This is a genomic window from SAR202 cluster bacterium (assembly GCA_016872285.1).
In the GTDB taxonomy this organism is placed as follows: Bacteria; Chloroflexota; Dehalococcoidia; order Lucifugimonadales.
Genome location: VGZZ01000005.1, coordinates 62532 through 78284, shown reverse-complemented (window position 1 = coordinate 78284; position 15753 = coordinate 62532). Strand labels below are relative to the sequence as shown.

Genomic DNA, 15753 nt, shown 5'->3' with positions numbered 1-15753 from the left:
CGACGGTCTAATGAGACCGAGAATGAAACGGCCTGCCCCGCCGGCATCGCTGTGCTTGGAGAACAGTTTAGACCTTTTTTAAGATACAAGAATGACAAAATAACCACCCTGCGTCCTACTAAAAAGGGGCCCGTTTACAGACAGACCCCTTTGGTTTCTGGATGCTACAGCGTGGTTACTTGGCGGCGGCGGTGACGCGGTTGCCGTAGAGTTTGACGGAGTTGTCCCACAGGATTTTCTTTTTGGTGGCGTCGGGGATGGGGCGTGACAGGAACTTGTTGACGGCGCCGGGGACGGGGGCGTCGGGGTGGGGCCAGTCGGTGTTGAAGATGAGGTTGTCGGCGGCGCGCTCGGTGGCAATTTCCAGGGTTTCCTCGTCGGCGTCGCAAGCGACGAAGCACTGACGGCGGAAGTAATCGCTGGGCTTCATGTCGACGCCTTTGCCGTACTGGAACCTGCCCTGTCGGCCAACGGCGTGGTCGTCCATTCGGCCCAACCACCAGGGAAGCCATCCGGCGTTGGCTTCCAGGAAGGAGCATCGCAGGTTGGGGTGGCGCTCCAGGACGCCGCCGAAGATGAGGGTACCCATGGCCAGCATGTCGTCGAGGGGGAAGGCGAGGGCGTGGCTGACGGAGGCGAGGCCTGGGGTCTTGGTCAGGTCCTTGAAGAAGTGCTGCTGGGAGCCGCCGCCGTGGAATGAGGCGGCCAGGTCCAGCTCTTCCAGGGCGGACCAGAGGGGATCGAACTGGGCGTCGGACCAGACGCGGGAGCCGCCGGGGTCGGGCATGTTGATGGCGGTGGCGGCGGGTATGGCCGAGGCGCGCTTTGCCTCTTTGATGGCTTCGTTGATATCGAGCATGGAGACCAGGGCAATGTACTGGACTTTGCCCTTGGAATCGCGGCAGTAGTCGGTGGCCCAGTTGTTGTAGGCGCGGCAGAGGGCGGCCTGGAGGGGCGCGTCGGTGAGATGGGAGGAGAGGGCGGCGCCGCCGTTGGTGGGGAAGCCGACCTGGATGTCCACCTTTTCCTGCTTCATGGCGTCGATGCGGGCAGGGAGGGACCACCAGGAGTCCCAGGCCTTGCCGAAACGGTCGGGGCAGTCGGCAAAGACGCTGTCGGGGCGTGGGAGGCCGCGGCCTTCGGGGAAGGAGGGGCAGGGGGCGTAGCTGAAGAGATAGCGCATAACGTGGCCGGAGACCAGGGGGCGCTTGTCGTGGTAGGCTTTTTCGACGTATTTGTCCCAGATGTCGGTGGGTTCTTGCATGTGGCCGTCGCCGTCTATGACCCTGTAATCCTTCTTCATAGTTCCCTCCACACCAAAGTTTGCTTAGATTACCATCCTGTCGTTCTCCAGGACACTGCCTCTGTCCCATCCCTGACCCCCCATTCCTTCGGCATACTCAGGACAGGCTCTGCCTTGCCACTCAAGGGGGGAAGGGACCTGAGGGGAGGTCCGCCCTTCCCACGCTGGTGGTAGGTGGCATTGATATAAGGATTGTAGTCCTAGGGTTTCACCCTCATCCTGCACCTTCTCCCATCAGGGGAGAAGGAATTTCTGGGAGTCCATCAGGACTTTATACGCCTCAAATGTTGGCAAGTACAAGCGGTCATGAGAAAGAGACTATAAGTGATGCATCGTGTCCAAACCGCCTCTGACTGATTGAGATTAACCTCCTAATATCTGCTCACGGCGGCTTCTGCATAAACCAAGAGGCCCTCCGAATATTCGGAGGGCCTCTTTTTCTGTTGCTTAGTTTACGATGCGCTGGCCAAAGAGGCGGACGGGGCTGTCCCAGAGGACTTTTTTCTTGGCGTCCATGGAGATGGGCTGCTCCATGAACTCGGGGAGGGCCTTGTCGGGGTCTGGGGCGTCGGGGTGGGGGTAGTCGGTGTTCCAGAGGAGATTGTCGGCGCCCATGAGGCTGACCACGGCGGGGATGGCGAACTCGTCGCCGTCGCAGGCCACCCAGACTTGCCGCTTGAAGTACTCGCTGGGCTTCATGGACATGGGGTTCTGGTCCTGGGTGATGAAGACGGCCTGCCGACCGTGCATGTGGTCGTCAAGGCGGCCCATCCAGAAGGGGACCCAGCCGGCGTTGCCTTCCAGCATGGCGATGCGGAGGTCAGGGTGCTTTTCCAGGATGCCGGTGTAGATCATGTGGCCCAGGGAGATCATGTTTTCAAAGGGGAAGCCGATGGCGTGCTCCAGGGCGATGAGGGTGCCGGGGACGCCCTGGTACCGCTTGCCGGTGTGGGGGCTGGAGCTCTGGACGCCGTGGAAGGCCACGGGGACGTCCAGTTCTTCGGCGGTGTTCCAGAAGACATCGTAGTAGGGGTCGTGCCAGAACTTACCTTCCTGGGGCTTGAAGGCCATGACGGTGACGGCGCCCAGGTCAGTGACGGCGCGTCGCATCTCCTTAATCATGTCATCGATGCCGTAGGAGGGTATCTGGGCCACCATCTTGAGGCGGGAGCGGTCGGCGGCGCAGAAGTCGTGGCACCAGTTGTGGTAGGCGCGGGCCAGGGCGAACATAAGCTCCGGGTCCTTGTTTTCCAGCTTGATAGGCTGGGCGCCGGTGCCGGGGATGAGGACCATTTTGTCCCAGCCGAACTTCTGCATGTCGCGGAGGCGGCTTTCGGCGCTCCAATACTCTTCATAGGCCTCGCCGTACTTTATGGGCTGCCGGGCGAGGATTTCCTTGGGGCGGAGGCGGCCCATTTGGTCCTTGCCGCCGAGGGCCTGGGGATAAAGCTCGCCGGCCTCGTACTTGAAGAAGAGGCGGTATTCGACTTCCTTGACGATAGGGCGTCGGTCGTAGAACTTGGGCTCGACGTACTTGTCCCATACGTCAGGCGGTTCCTGCATATGGGCGTCGGCATCGATTACTTTGAGGCCTTTATACATTGGCGCGACTCCTTGTTACAGACTAATTTTTCTGAATTATTGCACTGCTGGAAAAGTGAGTCAACTTGAGCGCGGTGTTGTCGGAAGGATGTGAAGGGCGGAGCTCTGCGACTGGGTGGACTCATCTGAATCACCAGCAAAGCATTTCCGAATAATTAGGCGAGGAGACCTAGTCTATTAACTTATTCAATTACTCAATTTATCTGTTTCTAGTCCGCAGGGATATGCATAGGATGGCCTGGGCCGAAGCCCGTCAGGCCGGTCGCAGGAGCGTAAGGTCAAATCCTTAAAACCTTGTGTTGTGGAGGGAGCAATGAAGAGAAGACTAGTACTGGCATTGGCTGTAGTTGCGTTAATGGTTGCCGCTTTCTCAGGTACCGCGCTGGCTAAGGAGAAAGAGATAGGAACCCCGGGTGACCTCAACTGCAAGGGTCAGACCACGGCATGGGTTGCGCAGGGCGCGGGCGGCGCGAGCAAAGAGCGCGGTTTCGCAAACGTTGCAAAGGACCTTGGCTTTACGGTGCAAGAATTGCATGACATTATTGACGAATTCTGCGCTGGCCCATAACCACACCACTCGTGAGTTTGAAAAGAGAGACGATTGCCCGGCCGCCATCGTCTCTCTTTTTGTATTTGTTAGGTCCAAAGGATTAATAACCAGTCTATCGCCTGGGGAAACTTGGAAGGCTGTTGGAACGGAATTAGACCTCTAGCCGTCTTGTTATATATATGGGTAGACTGAGGAGAAGGTTTTTTGTGGAGGCAGGGTGGTCCAAAAGGAACTGAGGTGTGCTCAATGCGGGCAGGGCAACCCGTCCGGGGCGAGGTTTTGCGCCAACTGCGGGACGGCACTTCCAGAGGCGTATTCGACAGGGGGGCGGAAGGGACTGCACTGGGGGTACCGTTTCTGGCTGGCGTGGCTGGCCGGGCTAGTGGGGGGGGGGGTAGTAGGGGGGATAGTAGATGCCGTCACGGGCCGGTCTTTTGGCGCGGGCGTGTATGTGTTGTTGGGAATGGGCGCGATGGCGTGGCTGGGGAGCCTTTTATGGATGGGACTGGGAGGACGCCTGCCGGGAGTGGAGCAGAGATTACACCCGTTGTGGAGATTGTCGGCGGCGATAGTGTCTCTGGGGATTAATGGGGCCATAGGCGTAATATTCTTTTTGGCGGTACACGGGGGCGGAGGTTTTCTGTGGGGGAACCGGCCATTGATACTAAGTTTCGGGATAGGCCTCTTCTTTTTTCTTCTGGCTACCATAGGTGAAATAGTGGCTTTTCTAACGGTGTGGGGAGTAGTGTATCTGGCGCGGAAGGGTTACAGGAGCCGGCAAGGCCGGCCAGCCTCGGCATAAGAACGGAGGCAGGATGGCCCAAGACACAGTCAGATGCTTAATATGCGGCGGCGAGAACCAGCCAGAAAATAGGTTTTGCATACACTGCGGGAGGGCGCTGGAGGCGGAGAAGGCGCCTTCCGCGGCAGCGGGTGAAGGGGAGCAGGCTAGAGCCGAGGACTGGTCGTCGATACGGCAGGAGGTGTCGCAGTTGAGGCAGGAGGTGGCGGCGCTGCGGGACGCGGTGATGGGGGTGGTGCGGCCAGCGGCGGAGACAGAGGCATCGACGCCAGTGGTTACCGCCTCCCCGCCGGCCGGCGGAGGGACGGCAGGGACGGGGGCGCCGCCTTCGGAGCCGTTCGACCCGTTCGCCTTCCTGGGGCAGTTCGACTGGGAGAAGCTGCCGGGGAACTGGTTTGCCAGGATTGGCGGGCTGGCGCTGATTATGGGGGCGGGATTTTTCCTGGCGCTGGCGATAAATAACGACTGGATAGGACCGACGGGGCAGGTGACGCTGGGCATTGCGGGCGGGCTGGCGCTGATGGCGGCGGGGGAATACTGGCAGCGGCGGTACGCAGTATGGGCGCAGGCGGTGATGGGAACGGGCATCGCGATTTTATACCTATCCATTTACGCGGCGTTTGGGATACACGAACTGATGGGGACGCTGCCGTCGCTGGGGATATTGGTGCTTATTACCATTACCAGCGGCGTGCTGTCGCTGAGGCATTCGTCGCTGGGGCTGGCGGTGCTGGCGGTGCTGGGAGGGCTGTTCACGCCGCTGATACTGGAACGGGATCTGCCGGACGCACAGCTATTGCTGCTTTACATATTAGTCCTGGATTTGGGTGTGCTAGCCCTGTCCACATATAAGAACTGGCGATGGCTGGTCATTGTGGCTGCGGTAGGCTCGTACGCACTGTTCGGGTTCTGGGTGCAGGACACAGCCGGCGTGGACTTGGCGATGGAGCAGACGGGGCTGGCGATGATTTTCGGGGTGTTTGTGCTGGCGACGACGCTGTACCACGTGGTATGGCGGGTGACCCCTCGATACTATGATCTGCTGCTGATGGCGGCCAACGCGGCGGCCTACTTTGGCATCAACGCGGCGCTGCTGTCGGACAGATATGAGGACTGGCTGCCGCTGATGTCGTTGAGCATGGCGCTGCTATACGGGCTGCTATCGTACACCCTCTTGTGGCGTCGGGGGATGTCGTCGGAGATGACGGTTACCGGGTTGGGTATCGCGACGGTGTTTATAACCATCGCGATACCCCTGGAGCTGACGGGAGAATGGATAACCATTGCCTGGGCCGCGGAGATGGCGGTGCTGGTGTGGACTGGGTTTGCGGTGCGAAGCTGGCACGTGAGAGTCTTTGGGCTGGCGGTGGCGCCGGTGGTGGCGTTCCGGCTGATTTTCTTCGATACGGACGCGCCGGGGGGGCCGTTCACTCTGGTGTTTAACGAGCGTGTGATGACCTTTGCGCTGGCGGTGGCGGGATATTACGCGTCGGCGGCGGGATACTGGCGGAACCGGGGGCAGTCGGAGTGGTGGGAAGAGGAGTACCGGCCGTACATTCTGGGCGGGCTGCTGGGGCTGGCGAACTTTTTCACGCTGTGGATTATCAGCGCCGAGGTTATCAGATACTTCAATAGTCGAGTCTTTGATTTTGACATTGATAACGCTATCCAGCTTACGCTGACGATTTTGTGGTTCCTATACGCGGGCCTGGTGTTGCTGGCAGGAGCGCTTTCTAAGTCCAGGGAAGCGCGGCTGGCGGGGCTGGCGCTGATGGCGGTGGTAGTGCTGAAGCTGTTCCTATTCGATTCGTTCCTGCTGGATTCAGGTTATAGGGTGGCGGCGTTTATTACGCTGGGCTTTCTGCTGCTAATCATTGGCTTCCTGTATCAGAGGTACAGGAGCGCGATAAAGGGGTTTTTCTTTGGGACAAGTTAAAGAGAGCCATACGCTACACGGAAGAGAAGCCTTGTCATGTGCGGGATACCATCCCCTTTATCCCCTTCCTGCTGGAAGGGGAAGAGGAATTAAGACACCTTATCACCCCCTAGCCCCCTCTTCTCCTTCGAGGGAGAAGAGGGGGAACCAGGGGGGAAAGCCCCAGTCCCCAGGGGTGAGGGCGTTTAGAAAACTTTTCTTTGTGGTAGGGCTGGTGGGCCTGCTGGCGGTGGGCCTGGCGGGGGTGGCGTCGTCGGACTTTACGTCTAGGGAGTGGGAGTATTCGAAGCCGATTAGCCTGCAGCCTGGCGTCACTGTGGATGAGTTTGTGCAGGTGAGGCCGGACATTGATGTGTATACAAAATCGGTGACGGGGCTGGCGGACCTGAGAATTATAGAGACTACCAACGGCATCGAGACGCCATACAAGCTCCTGGTGGAGCGGGGGGAGCGGAGACGGCAGTCGGTGTCGGCGGCGGTGCAGGACCTGGGGATATCGCCTAATGGGGACACGTCGTTTGTGGTGCGGACGGGTGGGAGCGGGGCGCTGCACAGCGAGGTGGAGATACTGACGGCGTCGAGGAACTTTCAGAGGGCGGTGCGAGTGGAGGGCAGCGACGACCTGAGCCAATGGTCGGTCTTACAGGCGGGGGCGCAGATATACGATGTCAGCGTCGAGGGTCAGCCGGAGGCGGCGAGAAGCACTCGCGTGACCTATCCGGTGAGCTCGGCGAGATATATACGAGTCACCATTCAGAACAACGGCCAGCCGCCGCTGGAGATACGGGGGGTGTCGGCGTTCCTGCTGCAGGCGATTAACCCAGCATATCGAGAGTACGCGTCATCGATTACTTCCAGGGCGGAGGACGCTGGGCAGAAGGCGTCCAGGCTGGTGGTGGACCTAGGGAGGGCCGGGCTGCCGTCCAGCCGCGTGGAAGTGTCTACGCCGAACGTAAATTTCTTTCGAGAGGTCAGGATAGAGACGAGCGGGGACGCCAGGGAGTGGACGGAGATACTCAGCGGCGGGGCGATTTTCTCCTACGACACGCCGCTATTAAAACAGCAGGGGCTGGGGGTGGACTATCCGGAGACCACGGACCGCTATCTAAGGGTGACGGTGCTGAATCGGGATAACGCGCCGTTGGAGGTGACGGGGGTAAAGGCGCTGGGGTTCGAGAGACGGCTGATATTCCAGGCCAAGTCCGGGGACAGCTACGCGCTGCACTATGGCAACCCCGCGGCCTCAGCGCCGTCCTACGATATAGAGCAGTTGTTCCCGTATCTGGTGACCGAGAACCTGCGTGAGGGCGGTCTGGGCGCGGAGGTGGTGAACACAGACTTTGAGGCGAAGCCAACGGAGCCTTTCAGCGAGCGTTACCCGTGGCTGCTGCCGCTGGTGGTGGCGCTGGCAGCCCTGGGGCTGGGGGCGTTCCTGGCGATGGTGCTGAGGCAGGCCAGGAGGGCGCAGGCCAGCGCCTAGTCGCAAAATGGTAGGCCGCTTAGCAAAAGGGACTTTGTCAACCAGCCTTCATTTGCCGCGCTTTGATGTATAATCTCAAGGAGATATCGTGTCCGGGTCTTTTTTAAGAATTTTTAGGCGCGAGTCGCCCAGCATTCTTTGAAGAACACATTCGGCTGCCTTAATGGCCCAAGCCATTCAGGATAGCTTGAATTCGGGAGATGACGAGTGTCCCTACGAGCATCGGTCTTAGTAAACACGATAAGGGCCATGGAGAGGACCTTCCAGGTAAACAATACAGCTATTAGCTCTGTGGCCAAGGGCCGGGCTACGCAGAGAGTGGAAGTCGCGCTAAAGCACTGGGGATGGAGGAAGTTCCTCAATTTCTGGAGGGTGGAGGCGCAGCTCAGGCTAGGCCGCTCCAAGGTGTGGGGCTACCCTTACGAGTGGGAGATAGACACCACCAACATCTGCCAGCTTAAGTGCCCGCTGTGCCACACGGGGTTGGGCACGGTGAACCGCCAGAAAGGTGTTATGCGCTATGAGACTTTCACCAAGGTCATCGACGAGATCAAGGACTACTGCATCTGGCTGACGCTGTATAGCTGGGGCGAGCCTTTCCTGAACAAACAGATCGACCGGTTTGTGGCCTACGCCAACAAGGCCAACATCGCCACGATTATCAGCTCTAATCTAAACAAGCCACTGACGCCTGAGATGGCGGAGTCGATAATCAAGGCGGGCCTGGACGTACTTATAGTTTCGATGGACGGGACCACGCAAGAGGTGTATGAGAAGTACAGGGTCGGCGGACACTTGAATCGGGTGCAGGACAACGTGCGGCTGCTGGCGCAGAAGAAGCGAGAGCTGGGCTTCGAGACGCCGCATATGGAGTGGCAGTTCATCGTAATGAAGCAGAACGAGCACCAGATAGAAGAAGCCCGCGCCATGTCCAAGAAACTGGGATTTAACAGCATTATCTTCAAGAAGGTGGACTTCCCGCACGGCGAGAGCGACACGGAGGTAGCGCGCCGGTGGCTGCCGTCGTCGCGGCAGACGGTGGACGGTGGGTCGCCCTTTGACAAACCTTACGGCGAGAACGGGGCGCGGTGCTGGCGGTTGTGGCGCAGCGGCGTGGTGAACTGGGACGGGGGCTACGCGCCGTGCTGCTACCTGACGGACGCCAAGGACGATTTTGGCAACGTGACGGACAGGAGCATAAAGGAGATCTGGAACAACCAGCAGTACGTGACGGCTCGTGATCTATTCAAGGGCAAAAATAGCACGTCGGTACACGTGGGATGCACAACGTGCAATGTGTACTTAGAGAGCAAGGCGGGGCAGAGGCATCTGGCGGCGGTGAGGACGGGGGGGGAAGGGCGGGACGCCGGCGAAGCCCGCGCTGAGCGGGGACATGCCGGCGGAAGCGGCGTCCAAGAAGCCCTAAGGCGAATGTAAGTCCAGGCCTTGGTTATTTTCGACTAGCTGCGGCAAAGGAAAAGTATCTATTGCGCCTAATCTGCCGCAAGTCATATTCGACCGCTCATAAACTTCAACACTGCTCTCTTGACCCGCTCCAAGTATTACAATAAGTTGTTATCATGGGGAGAGGCAGTTAGTTACAAACGATTAGGGTTAAATTGGCGTCAAACTTTCTAAAACGACTCATTGCGCGAGACGGGTGGGTGGCCCACATCAGGGAATTAGTCTTAATAGTGGGCGCTTATTTTGTCTATATGATAATCCGCCGGTATGTGATACCGGACGTAGAGCATGTAGCCACGGCCAACGCTCTCAAACTTATCGACTTTGAAAAGGACCTGGGTTTTCTCTGGGAGCCCGCGTGGCAGGACTGGGCGTTGAGGGTGGGGCCGTGGCTGACCACGCTTTTTAACTGGATTTACATAGTCACCTTTTTCCCGATTGTCCTTACGGCGGCCTTTCTTTATTACCTGATGAACAGGGAGAAGTATTTTTACTATCGCAGCGTGATACTGCTGAGTTTTGCGGTGGCGCTGACGGTATTTGTGCTATACCCCCTATCGCCGCCCAGGTACATGCCGGGCTTTGGGTTCATTGACACCATCAGCGAATACGGGCCAAGCTGGTATGGCAGCCGGGAGATGCGGTCCTACTACAACGCCTACGCGTCTATGCCGAGCTTGCACTTTGCCTGGACAACGATTTTTGGGTTCATCTTCTTTACCGAAAAGGCGTGGTACTTCAAGATCCTAGGCGTGCTGTACCCGACTATGACTCTTTTCGCGATTACCATCACAGGCAACCACTACATTCTGGACGCCGTGATGGGTGCGGTGACCATGCTGGTCACGTACATTCTCTACGAGACTATCTTCCGGCGGCGTTTGTACCAGAGGCTTATACCGTCAAAGCTGCGGCTGCATTGGAATTTCCCTCTGCCGCAGTTTAGAAAACAGCGCAAGCGCCGCGTATCGACGCCGTAAGGGCGCGCCGAGCTAAATAGGCCGCGCCAGCCGCTCTTCATTTGCCTGCGCCTAGTTTGGCGCACTAAGATATCTTCAGGCTCTTTCATGAAAAGCAGTGAGAAGATTTCAGGTTGGCCTTTGAAGCTAGGCGTGCTGTCGAGGCCGCTGGTCATTGCTCACAGAGGAGACGTCGAGTCGGCGCCGGAGAACACGCTGGAGGCGTTCAGGGCGGCAGCGGAGAAGGGGGCGGACGGCGTCGAACTGGACGTGCGGCTGAGCATGGATGGGCACGTGGTGGTGATGCACGACCGGCACGTGGACCGCACCACCAGCGGGAGGGGGCCTGTGGGCAGGCTGACGCTGGCGCAGTTGAAGGAGCTGGATGCGGGGTCGTGGTATGACGCAAGGTTCAACGGGGCCAGGGTGCCGACGTTGGAGGAGGTCCTAGAGGAGATGCCTAAAGGGTTCCTGCTGGACGTGGAGTTGAAGGTGAGAGGATGGGGTGTGATGGCCCTGGCGAGCCGGGTGGCGTCGGTAATAAAGCGGCACGACCGGATGGATAGCACGCTGGTCGCCAGCTTTAATCCGATGGCGCTGTTCGCGATGCGCAAATTGGAGCCGCGAATACCAAGAGGCTACATATGGAGCGCGCACCATCCGTACCCGATAAGCCATCGATGGCTAAGCCCGCTGGCGAAGGCGCAGTGGATGAACCCGGACCACAGGACGATGACGCCAAGGATGCTGGCGCATTTCCATCGTCACGGGAAGCTGGCGCTGGCGTGGGACCAGGATATGCATGAAAGCAAGGGCTGGCCGAATCCGGGGATCGATGGGGTGGTGACGGACAGCGTGAGCGCGGCGTTAAGGTGGAGGGATGGGGCGGCGACTCCCGCCCCGTTACGCCCCGACCGCTCTCACTAATTTTTTCTCCTCAAGACGTGCGATGCACAATACATACCTAGTCATAATCGGGATATTATCCCCTGGCCCCTTTCCCGACTGCATCGGGACTGAGTACAGCCTGCTGGAAGGGGAAGAGAAAAATAGACCACCTCATCATCCCCCTTCGACAAGCTCAGGGCAGGCTCTAACCCCTTCTTCTCCTATGCAATAGGAGAAGAAGGGGTACCCGATGAGACGCCCCGGCCCCATCTGTTCTAGGGGCTGTTTCTAAAATCTAGGTCTTAATGTGTGTCATGTGTTCAAGGGGGGAGGATCAGATAGGCAGGACAACCCAAACCTTGGCTACTTCGTAACACCCGCAGGCAAAGAGAACCGGCGGGACTTTCGGCTTGACAGCACGTATCGTCGCTGGTAGCTTCGACTGGACTTTTCATAACAACGCCGAGGAGCCGCGATGATTTACGACGTACGGACTTACGATTTGAGGATGGGCAAGCTGCAAGACTATATGGCGGCGGTGCGTGAGATTGCGCTGCCGCTGCGTCAGAAGCACGGCATCAAGCTGGCGGGCTGGTATTACACGATTATCGGCCCGATTACACAGGTGATACACATATGGGCGTATGAGAGCCTGGCGCATTTCGAGAAGGCGAAGGCAGCGGTGGAGGCGGACCCGAGGTGGTCGAAGGAGTATCTGCCGAGGGTACAGCCGCTGATTGAGCATGCGCGGGACCAGATAATGAAGTCGTCGGACTTTGGGCCTGAGCCGAAGTAGCTGAACGATTAAAAGGGCACCCCGAAAAATCAGGGCGCCCTTTTAATTTGATTGGAAAGAAGTCTTGTAAAGCAAATCTCTTCTCACTCGGGATACCATCCCCTTTGTCCCCTTTCCCGACTGCATCGGGACTGAGTACAGCCTGCTGGAAGGGGAAGAAATAATAAGGATCACCTCATCAACCTCCTTCGGCCAGGCTCAGGACGGCGTCTAATTTCCTCTTCTCCTTTGCAATAGGAGAAGAGGGAGGGCCAGAAGAGACACTCGATATGCCTCAACTTGTTAGGTGTATTCTTTTCAGAATATCTAACACTTCTTGAATTCACATTAGGTCTCGTAGACGCGCTGGGCTTCTTTGGAGATGTAGTCGCGGAGGTCTTTGGGGAGGGTAGGAAGGGAGCCAGCTTTGGCGTTTTCCAGGATGCGCTCGGGCCTGGTGGTGGAGGGGATGAGGACGCTGACCCGGGGGTCGGCGAGGACCCAGGCGAGGAGGGCTTGCGGCCAGGTCTCGATGCCGAAGTCGCGGAGGGGTGAGACATCGGGGGGCTTCGACACATTCTTGGCCAGCCTGCCGGAGGCCAGGGGCCGCATGACGATGATGCCGATGCCTAGCTCCTGGGCGAGGGGGAGCATCTGTTTTTCGGCCTCGCGCTCCAGTACGTTGTAGGAGATTTGGATAGTCTGGATTCGTCCCGTCTTCATGATTTCCATCATGAGGGGGAAGCCGGGGGGCAGGGTGAAGGAGACGCCGATGAGGTCTATCATGCGGGCTTCTCGCAGATATTCCAGGTAGGGAAGGTGGGTCTTCCAATCGATCATGTTGTGGATTTGAAGAACATGGATGTGGTCGGTTCCCAAAAGCTTGAAGGAGCGGGCTATCTGGCCTTTGCCGGTGTCTTTGCCGCAGCACCAGACTTTGGTGGCGAGGATAAAGTCGCCAGTCTTGCCTTTCATAGCGACGCCGAGGGCTTTTTCGGCGCGGCCGTACATGGGCGAGGTGTCGATGAAGTTGGAGCCGACGGATAGGCAGTTGTCCATGATCTGGCGTCGGGCGGCGTAGCCTTCTGGGTCTTCGACGTCGAAGGTGGTAGCACTGCCCATGCCGATGACTGGGACTTGGAGGGTGGCGAGTTTGCGGGTGTTCATGATTAATCTCCCTGGCAAGGACCCTAAGCAGAGGAGGGGATAAACGCAGCGTGGCAGGCGGCACTGATAAAGTATCGTGCCTCTAGGGCTTACCCCTCATCCTTCGCCTTCTCCCACAAGGGGAGAAGGAATTTCCTTGGTCCTCATCAATTCCTTTTTCCGTCTCAAGCCTATACTGGCATCAGCTGCCCAAGAAGAAAGGGACGTGTAAATTTAGGAGCAGCGGGCGGTTTCCTTTTCTATGTAGTCGCGCATCTCTTTGGGGAGGGGGGCGATTTTGCCTGGGAGGGCGTTTTCAGCGATGCGGGAGGGTTTGGTGGTGGCGGGAATGGGGACGCCGATGCGTGGGTCTGCGAGAAGCCAGGCGAGGGCGGCCTGGCCCCAGGTCTGGATGCCGAACTCGGCCAGGGGGCCGATGTCGGGCTGGCGCTTGAGGCCGGTGGCGAGGGAGCCTTTGCCGGTGGGCCGCATGACCAGGACGCCCATGCCCAGATCGGCGGCCAGGGGGATGACCTCTTTTTCGACGGCGCGATCCTTGAGGTTGTAGGAGACCTGGATGGTATCGACGCGCTTGGTTTTCATGATACGCATCATTTCGGGCAGCATGTCGGGGTAGCCGTAGGTGATGCCGATGAGGTCGATTTTGCCTTCGGACTTGAGCTTTTCGAGATAGGGAAGGTGGGTTTCCCAGTCGACGAGGTTATGAATCTGGATAAGCTCAATGTGGTCGGTCTTCATCAACTCGAAGGAGCGGGCGATTTGGGCGCGGCCAGTCTCCTTGCCGGCGGCCCAGACCTTGGTGGCGAGCTGGAACTTGTCGCGGCGGCCTTCGATGACCTTGCCGATGACCTCCTCGGCGCGACCGTACATGGGGGAGGTGTCGATGAGGGTGACGCCCTCGTCGATGCAGGCGTCCATGATCTGGCGTCGGACGGCGATGTCCTCGTCCTTATAGACGTCGTAGGTCTGGGCGCTGCCCATGCCGATGGAGCTGACTTTCAGGTTTCGGAGGCTGCGCTGTCGCATTTTGCCGGTTTTTTGTTTAGTGGCCATTGTTGCTCCTCAATTGATGGTTTGGGGCGGGTTGCGCCGCGTGTGTTCGTTGGGGCGTATTATAGACGAAAGCTGGGGGATGGTGTGGAACTCATGATCCTTTAGCTGAAAAGGCAACCTTGTTTTAAATCTGGATACCATCCCCTGGCCCCTTTCCCTCGGGGGGTACTCGGGACAGGTCCGATTACATCGGACTCGTCGATATATGCTTAAAGGTAGCGGAGCACTTTGCAATAGGAGAAGAAGGGGAACCTGATGTGGCAAACCTAGAACACCTTCTCGCTGAGAGTCTTCGAGTAAAGCTGATGAAGCGTGGTGTGGTAAAGTATTTATTGAATCCAATGGTGATTGTTTTTGAGGTGGCGCATGGCTGAATTAGAGACGATGTCGAGAACGGACAAGAACCTCTGGAACGCCATTATCGGCGAGGCCATGGCGATGCTGAAGTACAACGCCTACGCGGCCAAGGCCATGGAGGAGGGGCATCCGGAGATTGCGCAGATTTTTCAAGAGACGGCGGGGGCGGAGAACATCCACGGCGTCAATCATTTGAAGACTGCCGGCGCGGTGCGCTCCACGTTGGAGAACCTGAAAGAGGTAACACAGGGCGAGGCTAAGGAGATAAACAGCCGGTACCCTCGAATGATACGGGACGCGCTGGACGAGGGGCGTCGGGACGCGGCACGAGCGTTCACGATGGCGATGGACCGGGAGCGGCACCACTTAGAGTCGTTCCTGAAGGCCATTAGCGTAATGGAGGGCAAGCTCAACGGGAAGCAAGAGGATAAGGCACGGCTGGCGCCGCCTCGGCTCCCTGATATTTCCGACGCGGATGTTGCTGAATTGGATATACCCAAGACCGAGACCGCGACAGCGGTCGCGCCGCAGGAGAAGAAGCACGACGACATTCACGTGGCCGAGGCCCAGTCCGAGTTTCCGGAGGCGGTGCGGGAGGTGGAGAGGGAGCGGTGGCGGGTGGCGGCTTTCGGGCGGATTCGGGAGGTGGTGTTCGGGGCGCAGGACGGGCTGATGAGCACGGTGGCGCTGGTAACCGCAGTGGGGGCGGCGGTGGCCGCCAGCGACACGACGACGGTGGTCATCGCGGGGCTGGCGGGGGCGCTGGCGGGCATGGTGTCGATGGCGACGGGGACGTATTTGGGGACGAAGGCAGAGCGGGATGTGTTCACGGCGGAGATTGAGAAAGAGGCCAAGGAGCTGGAGGAGAACCCGGCGGAGGAGATGGCAGAGCTGGTGTTCCTGTACCACCAGCAGGGCATGAACTATCACGAGGCGCGGGAAATGGCGGAGCATATCGCGTCGGATAAGGAGCTATGGCTGAGGACACTGGTGGAGAAGGAGTTGGGCATCGACCCGGATCTGGCGTCGAACCCTTTAAAGGACGCGTTGACCATGGGGGCGGCGTTTATCATCGGCGCCATCATACCGATTATGCCGTACTTCTTCGAGGAGGGATGGAGGGCCATCGGCATATCGGTGGCGCTGGCGCTGGGTTCGTTATTTGTACTGGGGATGGCGAAGGGGCGGCTGGTGCAGCGGAAGCCGCTTTTGCAGGGGTTAGAGATTATGACGATTGGCGCGATATCGGCGGGCCTGGGGTACTTTTTGGGTGAGGTGATTCCTCGGTTAGTATAGTTACGGAGGACGACTTTACTGCCTAAGGGTTGTCCGAGATGTGAGCGCACACAGCGCCAAGACCCCGACCCCCCTAACCTAGCCTTTCCCTCCCTCGGGGGATACTCGGGACAGGCCTCAA

General features: G+C 58.6%; 13 protein-coding genes. 9 read left to right on the top strand and 4 right to left on the bottom strand.

Annotated features, from left to right (window positions below; all coding sequences use genetic code 11):
- Positions 1–175 precede the first annotated feature (175 nt).
- Both FJ320_03060 and FJ320_03055 read right to left on the bottom strand, forming a co-directional pair.
- Complete coding sequence (locus FJ320_03060) at positions 176–1303, bottom strand: amidohydrolase (GenBank protein ID MBM3924956.1); 1128 nt, start codon at positions 1301–1303, stop codon at positions 176–178.
- 447 nt (positions 1304–1750) lie between these two features.
- Positions 1751–2905 (bottom strand): amidohydrolase, encoded by a 1155-nt coding sequence (locus FJ320_03055; GenBank protein ID MBM3924955.1) that lies wholly within the window; start codon positions 2903–2905, stop codon positions 1751–1753.
- 313 nt (positions 2906–3218) lie between these two features.
- On the opposite strand from FJ320_03055, the gene FJ320_03050 reads away from it, so the two are divergent.
- From FJ320_03050 to FJ320_03015, 8 genes are all read left to right on the top strand, one after another.
- Positions 3219–3473 (top strand): hypothetical protein, encoded by a 255-nt coding sequence (locus tag FJ320_03050; GenBank protein ID MBM3924954.1) that lies wholly within the window; start codon positions 3219–3221, stop codon positions 3471–3473.
- 199 nt (positions 3474–3672) lie between these two features.
- Positions 3673–4257 (top strand): zinc ribbon domain-containing protein, encoded by a 585-nt coding sequence (locus FJ320_03045; protein ID MBM3924953.1) that lies wholly within the window; start codon positions 3673–3675, stop codon positions 4255–4257.
- Between the two features lie 13 nt (positions 4258–4270).
- Positions 4271–6193 carry a DUF2339 domain-containing protein gene (locus tag FJ320_03040; GenBank protein ID MBM3924952.1) on the top strand — a complete coding sequence of 641 codons (1923 nt, stop codon included), beginning with the start codon at positions 4271–4273 and terminating at the stop codon, positions 6191–6193.
- A complete protein-coding gene (locus tag FJ320_03035) occupies positions 6180–7673 on the top strand; it encodes a DUF3999 domain-containing protein (protein MBM3924951.1) in 1494 nt (497 codons plus the stop codon). The genes FJ320_03040 and FJ320_03035 overlap by 14 nt, the downstream gene beginning before the upstream one ends.
- Positions 7674–7880: 207 nt before the next feature.
- A complete protein-coding gene (locus FJ320_03030) occupies positions 7881–9110 on the top strand; it encodes a radical SAM protein (protein ID MBM3924950.1) in 1230 nt (409 codons plus the stop codon).
- A gap of 257 nt (positions 9111–9367) precedes the next feature.
- Positions 9368–10117: an inositol phosphorylceramide synthase gene (locus FJ320_03025; GenBank protein ID MBM3924949.1), complete on the top strand. Its 750-nt coding sequence runs from the start codon at positions 9368–9370 to the stop codon at positions 10115–10117.
- A gap of 87 nt (positions 10118–10204) precedes the next feature.
- The gene (locus FJ320_03020; protein MBM3924948.1) at positions 10205–11023 is read left to right on the top strand and encodes a glycerophosphodiester phosphodiesterase; all 819 of its coding nucleotides are present in this window, start codon (positions 10205–10207) and stop codon (positions 11021–11023) included.
- Positions 11024–11459: 436 nt separating this feature from the next.
- Positions 11460–11780: an NIPSNAP family protein gene (locus FJ320_03015; GenBank protein ID MBM3924947.1), complete on the top strand. Its 321-nt coding sequence runs from the start codon at positions 11460–11462 to the stop codon at positions 11778–11780.
- Between the two features lie 327 nt (positions 11781–12107).
- On the opposite strand, the gene FJ320_03010 is transcribed toward FJ320_03015, so the two are convergent.
- Positions 12108–12926 (bottom strand): aldo/keto reductase, encoded by an 819-nt coding sequence (locus FJ320_03010; protein MBM3924946.1) that lies wholly within the window; start codon positions 12924–12926, stop codon positions 12108–12110.
- A gap of 213 nt (positions 12927–13139) precedes the next feature.
- Entirely contained in the window at positions 13140–13979 is an 840-nt protein-coding gene (locus FJ320_03005; GenBank protein MBM3924945.1) for an aldo/keto reductase, read from the bottom strand.
- Between the two features lie 366 nt (positions 13980–14345).
- Here FJ320_03005 and FJ320_03000 point away from each other — a divergent pair, with 366 nt between their 5' ends.
- The gene (locus FJ320_03000) at positions 14346–15632 is read left to right on the top strand and encodes a hypothetical protein (GenBank protein ID MBM3924944.1); all 1287 of its coding nucleotides are present in this window, start codon (positions 14346–14348) and stop codon (positions 15630–15632) included.
- The last annotated feature ends 121 nt before the right edge of the window (positions 15633–15753 follow it).

What these genes read in the sequence shown, in the direction of transcription:
- FJ320_03060 (MBM3924956.1), bottom strand. Translation starts at nt 1,303, where the DNA reads ATGAAGAAGGATTACAGGGTCATAGACGGCGACGGCCACATGCAAGAA.
- FJ320_03055 (MBM3924955.1), bottom strand. Translation starts at nt 2,905, where the DNA reads ATGTATAAAGGCCTCAAAGTAATCGATGCCGACGCCCATATGCAGGAA.
- FJ320_03050 (MBM3924954.1), top strand. Translation starts at nt 3,219, where the DNA reads ATGAAGAGAAGACTAGTACTGGCATTGGCTGTAGTTGCGTTAATGGTT.
- FJ320_03040 (MBM3924952.1), top strand. Translation starts at nt 4,271, where the DNA reads ATGGCCCAAGACACAGTCAGATGCTTAATATGCGGCGGCGAGAACCAG.
- FJ320_03020 (MBM3924948.1), top strand. Translation starts at nt 10,205, where the DNA reads ATGAAAAGCAGTGAGAAGATTTCAGGTTGGCCTTTGAAGCTAGGCGTG.
- FJ320_03015 (MBM3924947.1), top strand. Translation starts at nt 11,460, where the DNA reads ATGATTTACGACGTACGGACTTACGATTTGAGGATGGGCAAGCTGCAA.
- FJ320_03010 (MBM3924946.1), bottom strand. Translation starts at nt 12,926, where the DNA reads ATGAACACCCGCAAACTCGCCACCCTCCAAGTCCCAGTCATCGGCATG.
- FJ320_03005 (MBM3924945.1), bottom strand. Translation starts at nt 13,979, where the DNA reads ATGGCCACTAAACAAAAAACCGGCAAAATGCGACAGCGCAGCCTCCGA.
- FJ320_03000 (MBM3924944.1), top strand. Translation starts at nt 14,346, where the DNA reads ATGGCTGAATTAGAGACGATGTCGAGAACGGACAAGAACCTCTGGAAC.